The sequence below is a fragment of the Nocardioides sp. LHG3406-4 genome (assembly GCF_049897745.1).
Taxonomy (GTDB): domain Bacteria; phylum Actinomycetota; class Actinomycetes; order Propionibacteriales; family Nocardioidaceae; genus Nocardioides.
The window spans coordinates 1,099,731-1,118,948 of record NZ_JAFCWV010000001.1; the positions used below are offsets into that span (position 1 = coordinate 1,099,731).

Consider the following 19,218-nt stretch of genomic DNA (forward strand, 5'->3'; position numbering starts at 1 on the left):
GTGCGGGTCGCACCTGGCGGTTGGCCGACCCCTGTGCGTCACGCTCGAACCGCTCCGCGAGACGGCGAGCGTGACCTGCGGGGCGTTGCCTCGTTTCACATCTCGCGCCCGGACAATTGCTATAGGCTGCCGGGCGCACCGGCCAGCGAACCTCGCGTCCCGCGAGGGTCCGGCCAGCGGACAGTTCGGGGATGGCATGACTCTCGCTTGCCTGGTCGCCTATGGCGGCAGGTCGGTACCGCTAGGTACTGCGTCGGGGCCATCAATCTATGCGGTTGCCGCCTGGCAGCCGTACGACGAGTCCACCGCCGCAGCATTCGGCTGACGTGGGCACTCACTAGGGGAAGCACGGGGAATGACAACTCAACACCACTCGCCCAGCGCGCGCGCTGGACGCAGGCACCGGTTGCTAGGCCGGCGCACGACACTGGCACCGACCATGGCCCTCGCCCTGATGGCCGGCGGCTCACTGGTCCTCACGGTCGGGGCCCTGAGCCCGGCTACGGCCGATCCGGCCACCGTGCCGGCCGCCTTCACCAAGACGAACACCGGGCCCTTCTCACAGATCGTTCCGGACGGCGTCTGCGCCGTCGACGCCACCGTGCGCGGCGGAGCCGGTGGTAGCGCCATCAACGCGGCCGACCTGAACGGCTCCGGTGCGGACATCTCGGCCACCTACCGCGTGGTGCCGGGCCAGAACCTCAACGGCACCGTCGGCGGCGGCGGCGGACAGGGCAGCAACGCTGCGAACGACGCGGGAGCGGCCGGGTTCAACGGCGGCGGACGCGGCGGCCTGACCATCCCCGACTCGGGCACTACGTACCACCACGGCGCCGGCGGAGGCGGGTACAGCCTGCTCCGCGTCGACACCCAGGACCTCATCCTCGCCGGTGGTGGCGGAGGTGCCGGTGGCGGACATGCCACCGACGCCGGCCTCGGCGGTGACGCCGGTCTGCCCACCACCGCAGGGGCGCCGGTTGCCGGCGACAACGGCCTCGACGGACGCGAGGACCCGACCGAGACCGGCACGGTCGGCGGCGGTCAGGGCGGCCAGCTCGCCGCGCCGGGCGTGGGTGGAGTGCACTCCACCGACTCCACCAGGAACGGCTTCGCCGGCGCCGGCCGCACCGGCGGCAACGGCGGAGACGACACGACTCCGGACGCCGGCGGTGGCGGCGGTGGCGGCTACTTCGGCGGCGGCGGCGGCGCCTCGACCATCGGCAACGGCGGCGGCACCCCGGCCCCCGGCGGAGTCGGTGGCGCCGGGGGTGGCGGTGGCGCCAGCTTCATCGACCTGGGCAACCCCTCGGGAGGCTCGGGCGGTCCTATTGACATCTCCTCGACCCTCGGCCCGAAGCTTTCCGGCCAGGGAGACGGCGCCGACGGCGCCGTGACCCTGGCGTGGATCCCCTGCGACTACGACCTGGCGGTCACCAAGACGTCGCCAGACCCGAACGTGCCCCAGGGTGGGACGATCACCTGGACCGTCACGGTCACCAACAACGGCCCCGAGCCGATGACCTCCGGCGACCTGGTCACCCTCGTCGACTCCCGTGCGGGCGCCAACACCACGATCACCGCGATCAGCACCGCCGGCCCCGGAGCCACCGCACCCAGCGGACTCGGCGACGGACCCGTGACCTGCGACGCAGCGATCGGCGACCCCCTCACAGCGTCCCTGGTGTGCGGCCGGCCCTACGCGCCACTCGGCGCCGTCGGCTCACCGACCGGCGGGCCGCGCGGGCTCAACGTCGACGAGACGCTGACCGTGACCTACGACGAGGTCGTGGCCAACCCCGGTCCCGCCAGCAACACGGCGACCGTGGTCGACCGCAAGACCGGCGACACGAACGACTCCGCGACCGCGAGCGTCACCGTGTACGCGGTGACGCCGAACGCGACCAACGACACCAGCAGTGGCCCGCAGGGCACCCCGCAGACCGAGGACGTGCTCGCTGACGACACCCCCGGCGACCCGGCCGTGCCCCTGGTGGCTGGCTCTCTCACCCTGCTCGACGGCAACGGCAACCCCGTCTCGTCGGTGACGGTTCCCAACCAGGGCACCTACACGATCGTGAGCGCGAAGATCGTCTTCACTCCGATCCCGGCCTTCACCGGTCAGGCGACGCCGGTGACCTACCGGATCGCGGACACGAACGGCACGACCGACACGGCGACGTACACCCCGACGGTCACGCCGGTCGCTGTCCCTGACACCTCGACCGGTCCGCAGGGCGTGAAGCAGACGAAGGACGTGCTCGCCAACGACACGCCCGCCAACGGGGTCACCCTCGACCCGACCACGCTCACCCTCATCGACCCCGGAACGGGCAACCCCGTCACCACGGTCACGGTCCCCAACCAGGGCACCTACACCGTCGTGAACGGGAAGGTCGACTTCCAGCCGGTGCCGACCTTCACCGGTGTGGCCACCACGGTGCGCTACCAGGTGGACGACAGCAACGGCAACACGGTCGAGTCCACCTACACGCCCACGGTCACCCCGGTCGCCCCGGGGCTCAACGACGACGTCACCAGTGGACCGCAGGGACGGCCGCAGTCGGTCGACCCCCTGGTCAACGACACCCCCGGTGACCCCGGAGTGCCGCTGGTGCCCGGGTCGCTGACCCTGCTCGACGGTGCGGGTGACCCGGCCACGACGGTCACGGTTCCCGAGGGGACCTACAAGATCGTCGACGGGAAGATCGTCTTCACTCCCCTGCCCACGTTCACGGGCGAGGCGACGCCGGTCACCTACCGGGTCGAGGACCAGAACGGGACGAGCGACACGGCGACGTACACCCCGACCGTGACCCCGGTGGCGCCGACCGCGCACGACGACGCCACGTCGGGGCCCCAGGGCCTGCCGCAGAGCGTCGCCCCGCTGGCCAACGACACCGCCGGTGACCCGGGAGTGCCGCTCGACCCGAGCACGCTCACGCTGCTCGACGGCAGCGGCACGCCGGTGAGCTCGCTGACCATCGCCGGCCAGGGCACCTACACGGTGAAGGACGGAGCCATCGTCTTCACGCCGGTTCCGGCGTTCACCGGCACCGCCACCCCGGCGGACTACCGGGTGGCCGACGTCAACGGCACGCGGACGCGGGCCACGTACACGCCGAGGTTCAGCCCCGTGGCGCCGGTGGCCGATCCGGACACCAGCTCCGGGCCGATCGGCAAGGCGCAGTCGGTCGACCCCTTCGCCAACGACAAGCCGGGCGTGCCCGGGGTGCCGCTGGTCCGCGAGTCGCTGACGCTCCTCGACCGCGACGGCAACCCCGTCAACCGGGTCGAGGTGCCCGACGAGGGCGTCTACACGGTGGCGGACGGGCGGCTGGTGTTCACGCCGGCGACCGGCTTCACCGGGATCGCCACGCCGGTGACGTACCGCATCGCCGACGCCAACGGCACGACCACCACCTCGACCTACACGCCGACGGTGCTCAAGCCCAAGGTCAAGAAGGTCGGGACGATCTCCAACCACAAGGAGGGCAAGGTCGGCGAGACGCTCACCGTGAGCACCGTCTCGCAGATCAAGGGCCTGGTGCCGGGATCGGTGATGCTCGTCGGCCCGCACGGCAAGCACGTCCGTCGCCTGGTCGTTCCCGGTGAGGGCGTCTGGACGGTCAACTCCCACACCGGTGCGGTGTCGTTCCGGCCGAAGCCCGGCTTCAAGGGTGACCCGACGCCGGTCAAGCTGGTCGGAAACCTCAACGACGGTACGCCGATTACCGGCCGCGTCGTGATGCGGTACTCCGAGTCCGCCCCGGCTCCGGGAGGCCTCCCGCGCACCGGTGCCGACACCCTGCTGCTGCCGGTCGGTCTGGGTGGAGCCGCGTTGCTGTTCGCCGGTGTCCTGCTTCTGCGCAGGCGTCGGGTCGTGGCCTGACCCTCTCACGGAGGCTCTGCGCCTAGGCGTCTCCGGGCCGGCAATCGCCGGCCCGGAGGCGCCGCTTGCATCTACGCTCACGCGCATGCGGAACCCGACTTCCGGTCAGCACCACTTCTGCAGCGTTCCGGGCTCACCATGAAGGAAACCCCGGTCGGCGTCACCGACGCAGACGTCCTGGCCGCCGTGCGGGAGCACTGGCTCGTCGATGCAGTCGGCGTGACCCACCTCCCCCTCGGCTTCGGGGCGCACCACTGGCGGGCGGACGCGGAGGCTGGTCCGGCGTTGTTCGTCACGCTCGACGGGCTCGGCCCGCGACACTCGCTGTCGTCCCTGCACTCGGCGTACGCCGGGGCCGCCGCGCTCGCCGCGGCCGGACTGGAGTTCGTCGTCGCCACCCTGCCGCCGTACGTCGTGGCCTTCGGCGACGGCGCGCTGAGCGTGACCCCGTGGCTGTCCGGTCCCGCGGTCGGCGCCGGTGCCGTGCTCGACCCGGAGGGCGACGCCGCGAGGCTCCGGCGGCTGCACGCTTCGGTGCCTGGGCCGATCCCCGTGTGGGCGCCGCTGGTGGCCCCGGACTTCGCCACGTCGCTGCGGCCCCGGCTGGCCTCCCCGTGGGAGACCGGGCCGTACGGGCCGGCCGCCCGCGCCGCGCTGATCGGGCGACTCGACGAACTCGAGCGCTGGACCGCGGCCTACCACCGACTGGCCGCCGAGGCCCGGCGCCGGCCGTGGGTGCCGACGCACGGCGAGCCACACACCCGCAACCAGGTGCGGCTCCCCGACGGCCGTGTGGTGCTCGTCGACTGGGAGTCGCTCAAGCTCGCGCCCCGCGAGCGCGACCTGCGCGGCATCGTCGACGCGGGGCGCGCAGACCTGGTGGACCCCGACGGCGCGATGCTCGAGCTGTTCGACCTGGAATGGCGGTTGGACGAGATCAGTCAGTACGCCGTGTGGTTCGCCTCGCCGCACACCGGCACCGACAGCGACGAGGTGGCGTTCGGCGGGCTGATCGAGGAGCTGGACCGTCCGTAAGTCGATGGCGTCCGCCCGGCAGCGGGGACAGGCTGGTCCCATGACTCTCACCATCCAGTGCCTCAACGTCGATGCCCACGACCCCGACCGGCTGGCCGCCTTCTGGCAGGAGGCCCTGGGCTGGCGGCGTACCTACGACACCCCCGACGAGGTCGTCCTCGAGCCGCCCGCAGGCAGCCCGCAGGACGGGGTCGCGCCGGACCTGCTGTTCTACCGGGTCCCCGACGAGAAGGTCGGCAAGAACCGGCTGCACCTCGACCTGCGCCCCGGCGACCGCGACGCCGAGGTCGCCCGGTTGGAGTCCCTGGGCGCGACCCGGGCCGACGTCGGTCAGGATCCGAGCGTGACGTGGGTGGTGCTGGCCGACCCCGAGGGCAACGAGTTCTGCGTGCTGCGGCCCTACACCGCCGAGGAGCTGGCGACCCTCTGACGCGCGCTCAGCTCTGGACCAGGTCGGCGTAGTCGGGGTGCTTCTCGATCCATCCCCTGATGAACGGGCACAGCGGCCGCACCGTGCGGGTGCCGTCGGCGCGTACGTCGTCGAGGGCGCCGCGGGCCAGCGCGCCGCCCACGCCCTGGCCCTCGAAGGCGCCGTCGACCTCGGTGTGGGTGAACGTGATCCGCGCGTCGGAGAGCCGGTAGGCGGCGAAGCCGGCCAGCTCGCCGCCGACCAGGGCCTCGTAGCGCTGCTGATCGGGGTTGTTGCGCACCGTGACATCTGCCATACCGCAACCGTAGCGCCCGGGTCGGCGGGCCAGAGGACGCATCCCCCCGTCGACAGACGGCGGTGGACGCACCTCGACGGCTCACCCCTGCTCGCGCAGGTACCTCCCGAAGTGCGGCACCGTGAAGGCGATCCGGCCGCGCTCTGCGGAGTAGATCAGCCCCTTCTTCAGCAGGCTGTCCCGGGCGGGACTGAGCGACTGCGGCTTCTTCCCGAGCACGGCGGCCACGGCGGCTGTCGGCACCGAGTCGGCGTCGTCGAGCGGCTCGTCGAGGCCGGAGGCGACCGAGGCCATGGCCCGGAGGTAGTCCCGCTCCCCCGGCGTCGCGCGCTCGAACCGGCTGCCGAAGAACCCGACCGCGAGCTCGGCCTCGGCCTCGGGCGCGGCCACCGAGACGTCAGCGGCGGTGATGGGTGAGCGTGGGGCGAGGTCCCAGACCGCCTTGCCGTAGGCCTGGATGAAGTACGGGTAGCCGCCGGTCACGGCGTACATCGCGGCCAGCGCGTCGTCCTCGAACGATGCATCCTCGCCGGCAGCCGGCGCGGTGAGGGCGAGGTCGGCGGCGTCGCGGCCGAGCCGGTCGATGCGCTGGTAGGTGAAGAGCCGCTCGGAGTAGGACTTGCTCGCCGACAGCACCGCCGGCAGGTGCGGCAGCCCCGCACCGACGACGATGACGGGCAGGCCGCTCTGGCTGACCTCGTGGCAGGCCGCGCACAGGGCCGACACGTCGTCGGGTCCGAGGTCCTGCATCTCGTCGATGCAGACGGCGATGCCGAGGCCCCGGTCGGCGGCCAGCCCGCCCACGTCGGTGAACAGCTCGACCAGGTCGATCTCGATGTCGCCGGAGTCGGCGCGGCCGCGAGCGGCCGGCACGTCGATCCCCGGGTTCCACTGGTCCTTCAGCCTGGCGCCGGGGCCGGCCTCGCGGTGCGCGAAGGCCTTGATGACGCCCAGCACCTGGTCGACCTCGTCCTGCTGCGGGTGGCCCAGCTCGCGGACCGCCTGGTGCAGCGCGCTCGACAGCGGTCGCCGCAGCGGCTGGTCGGGCCGCGCCTCGAGCTTGCCGGTCCCCCAGCCCTTGCGGACCGCGGCGGACCGCAGCGCGTTGAGCAGCACCGTCTTGCCCACGCCCCGCAGCCCGGTGAGCACGAGGCTGCGCTCGGGGCGGCTGCGCGCCACCCGTTCGAGTACGACGTCGAAGGCGCGCAGCTGCTCGTCGCGCCCGGCGAGCTCGGGCGGGCGCTGACCGGCACCGGGCGCGTACGGGTTACGGATGGGGTCCACGATCAGACCGTATCGGTCGATCTAGCGGATTCCCTAGATTGACGGCGTACGCCGCGGCTCGAGGATGGCGGCGGCGATCGCCTGTTCCAGCCACTTCTCGTAGGCGCGACGCGACCAGCCGCTCGTGTCGCGGAGCATCAGGTGCACTTCGGGTGACGTCAGCGTCCACACGACCTGCCCGGCGCGAGCCGCGCTCTGTCCGTCGCGCAGCGGGCCGTTCGCCGCGATCCAGCCCGCGAACGTCCGCATCGCCGTACCCCGCTGGCGGACCTGGATGTCCTCGCGCAGCGCCGCGGCCTCGGCGTCGACGGCCGCCGCGCCGCGGAGGATGTCGTCGAGCGGCCGGATCCGTTCGAGCTGACCGGCCACACCCTTGGCCAGCATTCGGACCTGGACCCGCTGGTCGGTCTCGGTGCGCACGGCCTGCGGCCCGGGCCGCTCGAGCATCGGCAGGGGATCGTCGTCACCGCCGATGACGACGTCCAGCACCTCCTTGAGCAGCGCGATCTTGGACCCGAACGTCTTGTAGACAGTGTCGACCGAGACCCCTGCTCGGGCCGCGATCGCGCTCAGGGTGGTGGCCGCGTAGCCGGCTTCGAGGAAGCTCTCACTCGCAGCCTCGACGACGCGCCGCCGGGTCTCGGTCGCCCGAGCGGAGCGCACCGAGGAGGTGTAGGGCCGTCGACCCCTTGACGAAGCGCTCTCCGCAGGCACATATTGACTCTAGTTCCACTAGAACCAACAACACCGCGGACACGCGGGGGACAGGAGATCCGTCATGCTCGAGGTCCAGAGTCCGCTCGAGGTCATGCGGCGCGTGTTCGAGGAAGGGTTCGCCACGGGAGACGACGGGATCGTCGACCAGCTGTGCTCGCCCGACCTGGTGGAGCACCAGTTCGGCCTGTCCGGCACGGGGTCCGACGCCATCGCCCACGTCAAGGCGGCGATCCGCGACTTGCACGGCGCGTTCCCCGACATGAGCTTCACCCTCGAGGACTCCGTGGTGGACGGTGATCGCGTGTGGGTCCGCGCGCGGGGGCGGGGGACGAACTCCGGGCCGTTCTTCGGTCCACCGTCGAACCAGCCGGTCGACATCACGATCTTCGACCAGGCGAGGGTCGTCGACGGCCGGATCGTCGAGCACTGGGGAGTGCCCGACCGGTTCGCGCTGCTCGCGCAGACCGGTGTGCTCAGCCGGGTCGGCTGACGCCGTCAGGCCCCGGTGGCGTGCCGGTCGCCGCGGGTCACGCGCCGGCGGGCCCGCGCGTCGTCGTACGCCTGGTCGAGACCAGCGCGCAGCATCTCGATCAGGTCGGGCACCTCGTCGACCGCGAGCCGGAAGGACCCGGTGCAGACGTTGTCGCGCCACAGGCTCAGCACGACCAGGCCGGCCTCGTGGTGCCACGAGACCCGCAGCGCGCGGTCGCCCCCACGGGCGTCGAGGTGGATCGAGCCCGTCGCCGGCAGCGGGCGAGCGGTGGCCATGACTCATTGTGGCTCGCCTGCGGTGACGTGTCACGACCTAGGATGTGACCCGTGCCCGAGCTGCCCGAGGTGGAGGCGCTGGCCCAGGACCTCACCGGCCGGCTCCACGAGCGTGCCATCACCCGCATCGACCTGGCCGCGTTCAGCGCGCTCAAGACCTTCGACCCGCCGCTGCACGCCCTGAACGGCACGATGGTCGACGGCGTCACCCGGCACGGCAAGTTCCTCGACATCGAGGCCAGCGGACTCCACCTCGTGCTCCACCTGGCCCGCATGGGCTGGGTGCGCTGGCGCGACGAGGTGCCCAAGCTGCCGGCCAAGCCGAACAGCAAGAGCCCTCTCGCGGCGCGCGTCGTGCTCGACGACGACACCGGCCTCGACATCACGGAGTACGGCACCAAGAAGAGCCTCGCGATCTACGTGACCCGCGACCCCGCGACCATCACCGGCATCGCCCGGCTGGGGCCCGACCCGCTGGCCGACGACTTCACCGTCGAGCTGCTGCGCGACATCCTCGAGCGCGAGGGCCGCAAGCAGATCAAGGGCGTGCTGCGCCACCAGGGCACCGTCGCGGGCATCGGCAACGCCTACTCCGACGAGCTGCTCCACGCCGCCCGGATGTCGCCCTTCAAGCCCGCGAACAGCCTCACCGACGACGAGCTGCACACCCTGTACGACGCCATCAAGGGCACGCTCGGCGCCGCCGTCGAGCGGTCGCGCGGGCTGGCGGCCAGCGAGCTCAAGGGCGAGAAGAAGTCCCACCTCGCCGTGCACGGCCGCACGGGTGAGGCCTGTCCCGTGTGCGGGGACACCGTGCGCGAGGTGAGCTTCGCCGACTCCAGCCTGCAGTACTGCCCGACGTGTCAGACCGGCGGCAAGCCGCTGGCCGACCGGCGGATGTCCAAGCTGCTCAAGTAGCCCCTCAGCTGGCGGGCTCCGACGGCATGATCTCGTCGAGCGGGTTGCCGCAGCTGTCGGTGACGTAGGTCGTGAACGCCTGGGCCTGCTTCTGCTCGTCCTCGGAGAGGTCGGTGGTGAGGTCCTCGAGGTTGGCCTCCTTGAGGTCGTCGGCCTCCAGGTCCTTGGCCTGGCCCACCGTCAGCTCGAAGCCGCTGCGCACGTCGTCGGAGATCCCCTCGGGCGTGCCGACCTTCTCCATGTCGGCGGCCCAGTCCTGGATGGCGTTCAGCATGGCATTCTCGTCGGGCGCCTCGCCGGTGTCACCGGCCAGGCCGGCCAGGTCGGTGAACAGCCCCTGGTAGGCGTCGCAGAACTCGGTCTTCGACGCGCTGGTGGGAGCATCCCCGCCGTCGCTGTCACCGCCCCCGCCACAGGCGACGGCGCTGCCGCCGATCAGGACGAGCGATGCGACGAGCAGTGCGTGCTTCATGTGGTTCCCCTCGATCGAGACAAGCTGTCGCCGCAACCCTGCCCTATCTGCCGGATCTCACACATTTGGCGTGCGCTCGAAGCGGGCCGGCAGGTCCGTCTGGAGCACGGCGTGCAGCCGCGCCGCGTAGTCGGCCCGGCTCGTCTCCGTGACGCCGAGCGACGCGAGGTGGTCGGTGCGCCACTGCACGTCGACCAGCCGGTCGCCCGGCGACTCCCGGAGCAGGTCGACCAGCGCGACCAGCGCGACCTTGGACGCGTCCCGCTCGCGGTGGAACATCGACTCCCCGGCGAACAGGCCGCCGATCGCCACGCCGTACAGGCCGCCTGCGAGCCGCCCGTCGCGCCACGCCTCGACGGAGTGCACCCAGCCCAGCTCGTGCAGCCGCAGGTACGCCGTGCGGACGTCGGCGTCGATCCAGCCGTCGGGCCGGCGCGGGTCGGCGCAGGCGTCGATGACCTCGGCGCACGCGGTGTCCACCCGGATCTCGAAGTCGCGGCAGGCCTTCCGCAGCGACCGCGGTACGCGCAGGTCGGCGAGCTCGAGCACGCCGCGGCGTACCGGACAGAACCAGTACGGCGGATCGCTCGGTCGTCCCACGGGCATCGGGAAGAGGCCCTGGCGGTAGGCATCGAGCAGGGTGCCCGGCTCGAGGTCGGCGCCGACCGCGACGAGGTCGTCGTCGGGGTCCATGTCCCGGGGCCCGGGCAGGAGCCAGGGGGTCCTCGGGGGTTCGGTCGCCACGACGCCACGGTAGTGCCCCGTAGGCTGGTCACATGGGTCTCAAGGAGAACGTCGGCAGGAGCGTGGCCCCGCGGATCAGCCAGCTGGCGCCCGGGCTGACGACCAGCTTCGTCCGGGAGGCGCTGTCCCGCGCGATCGACGGTGTCGGGCCGCTCGGCCCGGCCGCCAGTGCCGCGGACAAGCAGCTCGCCGAGCAGAACGGCAACGTCGACCGGGCGATCCACGAGGTCATCGAGAACCACGTGCGGTTCGCCGGCGCCCAGGGCTTCCTGACCAACATCGGTGGCCTGGTGACCGCGGCCGTGGCGATCCCGGCCAACATCAGCGGTCTCGCCCTGCTGCAGTGCCGGATGATCGCCGGGATCGCGCACCTGCGCGGCTACGACCTCGACGACCCGAAGGTCCGCAACGCGATCCTGGCCTGCATCCTGGGCGAGGACCAGATCGCCCAGCTGGTCCGCAAGAAGAAGCTGCCGGCACCACCGATGGCCATCGCCACCGCGCCGACCCACGACCCGCTGCTCGACACCATCATCGCCACCGAGGTCGCCTCCGACCTGATCACCCGAGTGGCCGGCAAGAGGCTGGCGACCACGGTCGGCCGTCGCGTGCCGATCGTCGGTGGCCTGGTCGGCGCGAGCGCCGACGGCTTCGCCACCTGGCGGATCGGCCGCTACGCCGAGCGCGAGCTCCTGCCGCGCAGCCGGCGGTAGACCGCCAGCCCCACGCGCCCGACCCGCCCGGCCTCCAGGCGTCGTACGGCCTTCTCGCGCAGCCGGTACGTCGGCCGCAGGTGTGCGCGCTCGAGCGCCGACCGGGTGTCGGACAGCTCGCGACGGAGGTCCTCCTCGACCCGGCGCAGGCGCGTGGTCTCGACCAGCAGCGCCTTCACGGCGTCCAGCGCGGCGGATGCCACCTCCCCCTCGTCGGGGTGGTCGGGGTCGGACCAGGTCTCCGGCGGGGGCGGGCCGAGCAGGTCGGCGAGGTCGCCGATGACGTCGTACCCCTGCTTCTCGATCTCGTCGACCCAGGTCTGCGAGACCTCCTGCGCCCAGGTGTAGAGGTGTGGCGGCAGCGCCAGTCGGGGCGAACGACGCCGGGTCGAGAGGGTCTGGTGGGCGAGCAGCTCGCGCACGAGAGGGCGGTAGTCGCCGGGATCCACGACCTTGGTGACGCGCCGGTTGATGCGGCGCACGAGCGCCGTCTCGGGCACACCGAGGGACGGGTTGGCGCGTGCGGGGGTGAGGTCGAGGTCGAGACCGTCCAGGCCGAACGCCAGGCTGAACCGCCGCCACAGCTCGTCGCGCGGCGCACCCGGCGCGGGCACGGTGACGAGGTGGATGCGATCGGGCGGGATGGCTGCGCCCCAGCGGTTGATGATGTCGGGGATCTCCTGGACCCCCCAGAACCAGGTGCCGATGCGGCTGTCGCGCTCGGGGTCGGTGATCACCTCGAGGAAGCGCTCGTAGGTGATCACGCTGCGGTGCTTGACGTTCTCCTGCCACTCGGCCGGGATCTGCCGCACCAGGTCGCGCACCGACAGCACCAGGTGGATCTCAGGCCCTCCGGACGACCCGTCGGCGCCGAGCGAGGTGAGGGCGCGGTCGACCTGGGTGCGCGAGGCGGTCGCGAGGATCTCGTGGCTCACGATCGAGGTGCCGGGCCAGGCCCGCACGTCGGCGGCGAGCCGGTCCCACGCGCCGACGGCCTGGAGCTCCAGCCCGCCCCAGGTGAGCTTCATCAGGTCCAGGGCGGCCAGGAAGTGCTCGTCGAAGCGCTCGGCCGGGTAGAGGATGCCATGCGTGGCGAGGCGCTCGCGGTTGCGGTGCAGCACGTCCTGCAGGTGGGAGGTGCCGGTCTTGGGGGTGCCGACGTGCACCAGCACGCGTCTGCTCACCGCGACTCCCCTTCCGTCTCGACTCCTGCACCCAGCAACGTCCGCACCGCCAGCTCCAGGGCGCCTCCGGTGGACGGCAGCGACGGTCGAGTCGACGGCGGGGACACGAGTGCCTCCAGGTCGCCGTGCACAGGGTAACCAGCGCGACGCAGCTCGTCGGCCATCGCGGCGGCGCGGACGGCCAGCCATCGCCGGTGCTCCGGGGGTACGTCGACCGGTCGACCAGGGGCGTCGGCGAGCCGCGGCCAGAACGCGCGCATCATCAGCTCGCCGCGCACCGGCGGGGTGACCATCAGCCCGAGCATGGCGGCGACCCTGCGGGCCAGCTCCGCGGCGTCGGCCGAGCGCCGCTCGGGCGCCGCGAGGCGGCGTACCCCCACCCGGGCGGGCAGGGCGGCCGGGTCGAGCACCACGTGCACGCGCTCGGCGCCGGTGCGCTCCGCCCAGGCGGCGGCGATGCGGGGCAAGTCGATGCGCGGCGGGAGCCGGCGCCGCTGGCGCCACGTCTCGAGCCAGTCGGGCCACGGCACGGCGCCCTGGCCGAAGCAGCGAGCGGTCCACGCGTCGGAGAGCATCTGGCCGAGGTCGGCGCCGACCACGACGACGTCGCCGCGGGGACGGGGCCCCCGGCCGCGCGCGACCAGGTCGCGGCGTACGGGATCGCTCAGCAGCGGGTCGCCGACGAGGCGGTAGCGGCGACGCCACGGTCGCGGCAGCGACGGCTCGCGATCCGGGGGTACGCCCGCGGCCGCGACGTCCTCGGCGATCAGGTGGGCGGCGACCCGGAGCAGCTCGTGGTCCCCCAGCTCACCGGGGTCGACCGGTCGCGCCCCGAACGGCGACTCCTCGGCGGCCCCGACGAGCTCGAGGTCGGGGCGTCCTCGTCCGGGGGCGCTCGCGGCGAGGATGCGGCCGGCCAGTGCGGGGGTCGGGCGCGCCACCTCGTTGACCCGGCGGAGCAGCTCGAGCTGCTGGGCGCCGGGCACGGCGCGGCCGGGGCCAGGACTCGGCGTCGTCGTCGTACCGGTCCAGTCACGCCAGCCGGTGGTGCCGCCGGCGCGCAGGTGCTCGACCCACCCCCAGGCCCGGTCGAGTCCGGGGGTGGGGACCCCCGGGACGTGTCCGGGGCTCATCGGCGGCGCAGGCGCTTGGCGTTCGTGCGGACCCGCTGGCCCAGGGCCCGCTCGGGATCGGGCCGCGCCGCGGCCTCGCGGGTCATCACGCTGAGCGCGTCGAGCGCGGCGTCCAGCTGCAGCTTGGCGCCCACCCGGTCGGGGTCCCGCCACTCGACGCCCTCGGCCGGGCGACGCGGCCGCAGGTCGTCGACGTCGCCGACGACGTGCACCCCGCTGCCCTTCACCCAGTCGATCCACAGGTCGGCCTGCTGCTCGGCCCACTCGAAGCGGGCCGGTGGCAGCCGCACCGGGATCGACTCGCGGCTCACCAGCTCGCGCTGGGCGAGCAGCTCGCGGATCAGGGCGTCGTAGGTCTGCTCGCGCCGCACCGTCAGCTCCAGCCGGCGGTTGAGGCGCCGGATCAGCTGGGTCTCCGCGATGCCGAGCGAGCGGTTGGCGCGCTCGCTGTCCTTGGGCGCCCAGGCGGGGTCGATCGAGAACGCCTCCGCGAACCGGTGCCACAGCTCGTCCTGGCCTCGGTCGTGCGGCACGGTGACGACGTGCACCCGCTCGGGCGGCAGCTTGGCGCTCCAGTTGTTGAGCACCGTCGGCAGGTCGAGGGCCTTCTGGAACCACGTCTCGCCGCGCTCGACCTTGTTGAGGAAGCGGCGGAAGGTCCACTTGCGGCCCTGCTTGACCGACTCCTGCCACGCGGCCGGCAGCTGCCGGCCGAGGTCGCGCGCGGAGTAGACGACATGGACCTCGCACCCGGCGAGGTCGTTCATCGCCTTGGCGATCTTGTCGGGCTTCGCCGCGGCCAGGATCTCGTGGCTGATGATCGCGGAGCTCGGTGCTCGGCGTACCCGCCGGACCATGGCGTCCCAGTTGCCGTCGGCATGCCCGGGGTCGCCGCCCCAGTCCTGGCCGAGCAGGTCGAGCGCCGCCCGGAAGTGGAAGAGGTCGGCGTCGACGAAGCGGTTGCGCGTCGGGATCGTCACGCCGTGGGAGGCCAGCGATTCGGAGTTCAGCATCAGCCGGTCCTGGAGGTACGTCGTGCCGGTCTTCGGCGCTCCGACGTGCAGGTAGACGACCCGGCTCATGGCCGTGAGTCTAGGGCTGAGGGTGCGCGCGTATGACAGCCGCTGGTTGAGGTGCGAGGAGCCTCAGCGACGACCTCGAAACCAAGGCTCAACCGGCGGGCGGGGTGAGCGCGCGTACGACGGCCGACGGGCTGGGCCGCCCGAGGTGTCCCGCCATCCAGGCACTGGTGGCGACGACGGCGTCGAGGTCGACGCCGTGCTCGATGCCGAGCCCGGTGAGCATCCAGACGAGGTCCTCGGTGGCGAGGTTGCCGGTGGCGCTCTTGGCGTAGGGACAGCCACCGAGCCCGCCGGCGCTGGCGTCGAACGTGGTGATGCCCTCCTGGAGCGCGGAGAACGTGTTGGCGAGCGCCTGCCCGTAGGTGTCGTGGAAGTGCATGGCGAGGTGGTCGGTGACCATGCCGGCGTCGACGAACGCCCCGATGAGCCGCTTGACGTGGCCGGCCGTGCCGACGCCGATGGTGTCGCCCAGGCTGAGCTGGCTGGCGCCGAGGTCGAAGAGCCGCTTGCCGACCGACACGACCTGCTCGACGGGTACGGCGCCCTCCCACGGGTCGCCGAAGCACATCGAGACGTAGGCGCGCACGTCGAGACCGGCCTCCCGCGCGCGTCGTACGGTCGGCTCGAACATGGCGAACTGCTCGTCGAGGCCGCGGTTGAGGTTCTTCCGGGCGAAGGTCTCGGTGGCGGAGCCGAAGATGGCGATGTGCTTGAGGCCGAGCTCGAGGGCCCGGTCGAGGCCGCGCTCGTTGGGCACCAGCACCGGCAGGTCGCGGCCGGCGTCGCCGAGAGCGGTCATCACCTCGGCGGCGTCGGCGAGCTGCGGCACCCACGTGGGGTGCACGAAGCTGGTCGCCTCGACGATCGGCAGGCCGGCGGCGGCGAGCCGGCGGATGAACTCCACCTTCACCTCGGCCGGGACGATCGTCTTCTCGTTCTGCAGCCCGTCACGTGGGCCGACCTCGTAGATCGTGACCTTCTCCGGGAGCTTCACTCGGCCGCCTCCACGACGAACAGCGTCGCACCGATGGCCACCTGCTGGCCCACGGCCGCGTCGACCTCGGTGACGGTGCCGGCGAACGGCGCCTTCAAGGACAGCTCCATCTTCATCGCCTCCATCGCACCGAGCACGTCGCCCTCGGCGACCTCCTGGCCGACCGTCACCCGGACGTCGAGCAGCGTGCCGGGCATCGGGGCGGAGATCGTCCCGTCGCCGACGGCGACCGTGTCGGCGAGGCGGTCGGGCCGGGTGAAGACGTGCCGCTGGCCCTGCCAGGCCACCTCCATCACGTGCGGCTGCACGTTGACGACGGCGCGCACGCGGCGTCCGTCCACCACGGCGTCGAGGACGTGGTCGGCGGCCGAGAGCTGTCGCACGGGCACCCCGTCGACGGTACCCGCGACCCCGTCGGCGGCCCTGGCGACCATCACGGGCCGGTCGAGCTCGACGACCGTCGGCGCAGGCGGGGCACCCAGCCGGAAACCGTCGGCCGCGAAGGCGTGGCCGGTGTCCATCGAGGTGATCATGGCCGAGACCCAGGAGACCAGCAGCCGGGGCAGCTCGTCGTCGGGCGCGGGCACGTCGGTCCCGATCTCGACCCGGTCGAGCCAGGCGGTGTCGATCGTCGCGTCGCGGAACTCGTCGCTCGCGACCAGCGTCCGCAGGAAGCCGGCGTTGGTGGTGAGCCCGAGGATCGAGGTGTCGTCGAGGGCAGCCACCAGCGCCAGCCGGGCGCTCTCGCGGTCGGGGCCGTGGGCGATGACCTTGCCCAGCATCGGGTCGTACGCCGTGCTCACGACCTGGTTGGACTCCAGCGCGTGGTCGACGCGCACTCCCGTGCCCGAAGCCCACCTCACGATGCTGGTGGCGCCGGCCTGCGGCAGGAACCCGCCGAAGGAGTCCTCGGCGTAGACGCGAGCCTCGATGGCGTGCCCCGTCAGCTGCACGTCGTCCTGGCCGATCGGCAGCGGCTCGCCGTCGGCCACCAGCAGCTGCAGCTCGACGAGGTCGAGCCCGGTCACCATCTCGGTGACGGGGTGCTCGACCTGGAGGCGGGTGTTCATCTCCAGGAAGTAGGTCTCGCCCGTGTCGCTGTCGAGGAGGAACTCCACGGTCCCGGCGTTCTCGTAGCCGACCTCGCGGGCCAGCGCGACCGCCGACGCGGTCACCTGCTGGCGCTGGGCGTCGGTGATCGTCGGGGCCGGCGCCTCCTCGAGCACCTTCTGGTGCCGGCGCTGGGTGGAGCAGTCGCGCTCGAAGAGGTGGATGACGTGGCCGTGCGCGTCGGCCATGACCTGCACCTCGATGTGGCGGCCGCTCTCGACGTACTTCTCCACCAGGATCGTGTCGTCGCCGAACGCCGAGCTCGCCTCACGCTTCGCCGAGGCCATCGCCTCGGCGAAGCCGGAGGCGGCGCGCACGATGCGCATGCCCTTGCCACCGCCGCCGGCCGCGGCCTTGACCAGCACCGGGTAGGCGAACGTCGACGGGTCGTCGTCGAGGGAGTACGCCGGCACGACCGGCACGCCGGCGGCCACCGCGATCTCGCGGGCGGCGTCCTTGCGGCCCATCTTGTCCATCACGTCCGACGACGGGCCGACGAGCTTGATGCCGACCCCCTCGAGGGCACGCGCGAAGGCCGCCCGCTCGGAGAGGAACCCGTAGCCCGGGTGCACCGCGTCGGCGCCGGCCGCACGGGCGGCGCCGACCACGGCGTCGATGTCGAGGTAGCTCTCGACCCGGACCGCGTCGTCGGCGGCCCGCACGTGCGGCGCGCCCGCGTCGAGATCGGTGTGGATGGCGATCGTGCGGATGCCCAGGCGGTGGGCGGTGCGGAAGACGCGGAGGGCGATCTCCCCGCGGTTGGCGACGAGCAGTGTCTTCATGAGCTCACATCCGGAAGACGCCGTAGGAGGGCGCCGGGATCGGGGAGTTGGCGGCGACCGCCAGCCCCATGCCGACGACGCGGCGGGTGTCGGCCGGGTCGATGATGCCGTCGTCCCAGAGCCGGGCGGTGGAGTAGTAGGGCGAGCCCTGGTGCTCGTAGGTGTCCCGGATCGGCGTCTTGAAGGCCTCCTCCTCGTCGGCGGACCACTCGCCGCCCTTGGCCTCGATGCCGTCCCGCCGCACCGTGGCCAGCACGGAGGCAGCCTGCTCGCCGCCCATCACCGAGATGCGCGCGTTGGGCCACATCCACAGGAAGCGGGGGTCGTAGGCCCGCCCGCACATGCCGTAGTTGCCGGCGCCGAACGAGCCGCCGATGACGACGGTGAATTTCGGGACCACGCTGCACGCGACGGCCGTGACCAGCTTGGCGCCGTCGCGGGCGATGCCGCGGTTCTCGTATTCGCGGCCGACCATGAAGCCGGTGATGTTCTGCAGGAACAGCAGCGGGATGCCGCGCTGGTTGCAGAGCTCGATGAAGTGCGCGCCCTTGAGCGCCGACTCGCTGAAGAGGATGCCGTTGTTGGCGATGATGCCGACCTGGTGACCCAGGATGCGGGCGAACCCGCACACCAGCGTCTCGCCGTACAGCTTCTTGAACTCGTGCAGCCGGCTGCCGTCGACGATGCGGCGGATCACCTCGCGCACGTCGTACGGCGTGCGGGTGTCGGCGGGCACGACGTCGTAGAGGGTGGCGGGATCCTCGTGCGGCTCCTCGACGTCGGCCAGGTCGGGCGCCGGGTGGGCCTCGTAGCGAGAGCCGTGCCGCGGCAGCGTGTCGACGATGCCCCGCACGATGTCGAGGGCGTGTGCGTCGTCGTCGGCGAGGTGGTCGACGACTCCCGACGTCCGCGCGTGGACGTCGCCGCCGCCGAGCTCCTCCGCGGTGACGACCTCCCCGGTCGCGGCCTTCACCAGCGGCGGGCCGCCGAGGAAGATCGTGCCCTGGTTCCGGACGATGACCGTCTCGTCGGACATCGCCGGCACGTAGGCACCGCCGGCGGTGCACGAGCCCATCACGCTGGCGATCTGCGGGATGCCGCGCGCCGAGAGGTTGGCCTGGTTGTAGAAGATCCGGCCGAAGTGCTCGCGGTCGGGGAAGACCTCGTCCTGCATGGGCAGGAACGCACCGCCGGAGTCGACGAGCGCGATGCAGGGCAGCTGGTTGTCGGCCGCGACGGTCTGCGCGCGCAGGTGCTTCTTGACCGTGATCGGGTAGTAGGTGCCGCCCTTCACAGTCGCGTCGTTGGCGATCACCATGCACTCGCGGCCGCTCACCCGCCCGATGCCGGTGACGATGCTGGCACTGGGCACGGCGTTGACGTCACTCTCGTCGCGGCCGTACATGCCGTACGCCGCGAGCGGGCTCAGCTCGAGGAACGGGCTGCCGGGGTCGAGCAGCCGGTCCACCCGGTCACGCACCAGCAGCTTGCCGCGATCGGTGTGCTTGGTGCGTGCGCTCTCGGAGCCGCCGAGCCGAGCGACCGCCAGCTTCTCGCGCAGCTCGTCGACGAGCTCCTTCAGACCATCCGCCATGCCGGCAAGGTTAGCGTTCGTTAACCTGTCGCGCCATCCACCCGGGTAGTCCGGTGCATTTCGGGGCTCGCGGC

At 72.3% G+C, this 19,218-nt stretch carries 18 protein-coding genes; 6 read left to right on the plus strand and 12 right to left on the minus strand.

The window, feature by feature from the left end; translation table 11 throughout:
* Window positions 1-439: 439 nt before the first annotated feature.
* From ACP7BP_RS05355 to ACP7BP_RS05365, 3 genes are all read left to right on the plus strand, one after another.
* A complete protein-coding gene (locus ACP7BP_RS05355; RefSeq protein WP_426243191.1) occupies window positions 440-3,889 on the plus strand; it encodes an Ig-like domain-containing protein in 3,450 nt (1,149 codons plus the stop codon).
* A 138-nt stretch (window positions 3,890-4,027) separates the two neighbouring features.
* Window positions 4,028-4,924, plus strand: coding sequence for a phosphotransferase family protein (locus ACP7BP_RS05360; protein ID WP_426243193.1), 897 nt, complete (start codon window positions 4,028-4,030; stop codon window positions 4,922-4,924).
* Window positions 4,925-4,964: 40 nt separating this feature from the next.
* Window positions 4,965-5,354: a VOC family protein gene (locus ACP7BP_RS05365; RefSeq protein ID WP_426243195.1), complete on the plus strand. Its 390-nt coding sequence runs from the start codon at window positions 4,965-4,967 to the stop codon at window positions 5,352-5,354.
* Window positions 5,355-5,361: 7 nt separating this feature from the next.
* Here ACP7BP_RS05365 and ACP7BP_RS05370 read toward each other — a convergent pair whose 3' ends face one another.
* The 3 genes from ACP7BP_RS05370 to ACP7BP_RS05380 form a co-directional block, all read right to left on the minus strand.
* The gene (locus ACP7BP_RS05370; RefSeq protein WP_426243197.1) at window positions 5,362-5,649 is read right to left on the minus strand and encodes a GNAT family N-acetyltransferase; all 288 of its coding nucleotides are present in this window, start codon (window positions 5,647-5,649) and stop codon (window positions 5,362-5,364) included.
* 81 nt (window positions 5,650-5,730) lie between these two features.
* Complete coding sequence (locus ACP7BP_RS05375; RefSeq protein ID WP_426243199.1) at window positions 5,731-6,933, minus strand: AAA family ATPase; 1,203 nt, start codon at window positions 6,931-6,933, stop codon at window positions 5,731-5,733.
* 33 nt (window positions 6,934-6,966) lie between these two features.
* Window positions 6,967-7,596 carry a TetR/AcrR family transcriptional regulator gene (locus tag ACP7BP_RS05380; RefSeq protein ID WP_426243201.1) on the minus strand — a complete coding sequence of 210 codons (630 nt, stop codon included), beginning with the start codon at window positions 7,594-7,596 and terminating at the stop codon, window positions 6,967-6,969.
* 115 nt (window positions 7,597-7,711) lie between these two features.
* On the opposite strand from ACP7BP_RS05380, the gene ACP7BP_RS05385 reads away from it, so the two are divergent.
* Complete coding sequence (locus tag ACP7BP_RS05385) at window positions 7,712-8,140, plus strand: ester cyclase (protein WP_426243203.1); 429 nt, start codon at window positions 7,712-7,714, stop codon at window positions 8,138-8,140.
* A 5-nt stretch (window positions 8,141-8,145) separates the two neighbouring features.
* Here the strand turns inward: ACP7BP_RS05385 and ACP7BP_RS05390 are convergent, their stop codons facing one another.
* Window positions 8,146-8,418: a hypothetical protein gene (locus ACP7BP_RS05390; protein ID WP_426243205.1), complete on the minus strand. Its 273-nt coding sequence runs from the start codon at window positions 8,416-8,418 to the stop codon at window positions 8,146-8,148.
* 51 nt (window positions 8,419-8,469) lie between these two features.
* Here ACP7BP_RS05390 and ACP7BP_RS05395 point away from each other — a divergent pair, with 51 nt between their 5' ends.
* On the plus strand, window positions 8,470-9,336 hold the full coding sequence (locus tag ACP7BP_RS05395; protein ID WP_426243207.1) for an Fpg/Nei family DNA glycosylase: 867 nt from the start codon (window positions 8,470-8,472) through the stop codon (window positions 9,334-9,336).
* Between the two features lie 4 nt (window positions 9,337-9,340).
* Here the strand turns inward: ACP7BP_RS05395 and ACP7BP_RS05400 are convergent, their stop codons facing one another.
* Window positions 9,341-9,808, minus strand: a complete 468-nt coding sequence (locus ACP7BP_RS05400; protein ID WP_426243208.1) for a hypothetical protein — start codon at window positions 9,806-9,808, stop codon at window positions 9,341-9,343.
* A gap of 57 nt (window positions 9,809-9,865) precedes the next feature.
* A complete protein-coding gene (gene aat / locus ACP7BP_RS05405; protein ID WP_426243210.1) occupies window positions 9,866-10,552 on the minus strand; it encodes a leucyl/phenylalanyl-tRNA--protein transferase in 687 nt (228 codons plus the stop codon).
* 32 nt (window positions 10,553-10,584) lie between these two features.
* Here aat and ACP7BP_RS05410 point away from each other — a divergent pair, with 32 nt between their 5' ends.
* Window positions 10,585-11,265 carry an EcsC family protein gene (locus ACP7BP_RS05410; protein ID WP_426243212.1) on the plus strand — a complete coding sequence of 227 codons (681 nt, stop codon included), beginning with the start codon at window positions 10,585-10,587 and terminating at the stop codon, window positions 11,263-11,265.
* Here the strand turns inward: ACP7BP_RS05410 and ACP7BP_RS05415 are convergent.
* The 6 genes from ACP7BP_RS05415 to ACP7BP_RS05440 all read right to left on the minus strand — a co-directional run bounded on the left by ACP7BP_RS05415 (window position 11,226) and on the right by ACP7BP_RS05440 (window position 19,144).
* The gene (locus ACP7BP_RS05415) at window positions 11,226-12,449 is read right to left on the minus strand and encodes a hypothetical protein (protein ID WP_426243213.1); all 1,224 of its coding nucleotides are present in this window, start codon (window positions 12,447-12,449) and stop codon (window positions 11,226-11,228) included. The two genes, ACP7BP_RS05410 and ACP7BP_RS05415, sit on opposite strands and share 40 nt — an antisense overlap.
* Window positions 12,446-13,582, minus strand: coding sequence for a hypothetical protein (locus ACP7BP_RS05420; RefSeq protein ID WP_426243215.1), 1,137 nt, complete (start codon window positions 13,580-13,582; stop codon window positions 12,446-12,448). Before ACP7BP_RS05420 ends, ACP7BP_RS05415 begins: the two co-directional genes overlap by 4 nt.
* A complete protein-coding gene (locus ACP7BP_RS05425; protein ID WP_426243217.1) occupies window positions 13,579-14,664 on the minus strand; it encodes a hypothetical protein in 1,086 nt (361 codons plus the stop codon). Before ACP7BP_RS05425 ends, ACP7BP_RS05420 begins: the two co-directional genes overlap by 4 nt.
* 88 nt (window positions 14,665-14,752) lie before the next feature.
* Window positions 14,753-15,658, minus strand: coding sequence for a hydroxymethylglutaryl-CoA lyase (locus tag ACP7BP_RS05430; RefSeq protein ID WP_426243218.1), 906 nt, complete (start codon window positions 15,656-15,658; stop codon window positions 14,753-14,755).
* Window positions 15,655-17,550, minus strand: a complete 1,896-nt coding sequence (locus ACP7BP_RS05435; RefSeq protein ID WP_426243220.1) for an acetyl/propionyl/methylcrotonyl-CoA carboxylase subunit alpha — start codon at window positions 17,548-17,550, stop codon at window positions 15,655-15,657. Before ACP7BP_RS05435 ends, ACP7BP_RS05430 begins: the two co-directional genes overlap by 4 nt.
* A 4-nt stretch (window positions 17,551-17,554) precedes the next feature.
* Window positions 17,555-19,144: a carboxyl transferase domain-containing protein gene (locus ACP7BP_RS05440; RefSeq protein ID WP_426243222.1), complete on the minus strand. Its 1,590-nt coding sequence runs from the start codon at window positions 19,142-19,144 to the stop codon at window positions 17,555-17,557.
* Window positions 19,145-19,218: the final 74 nt, after the last annotated feature.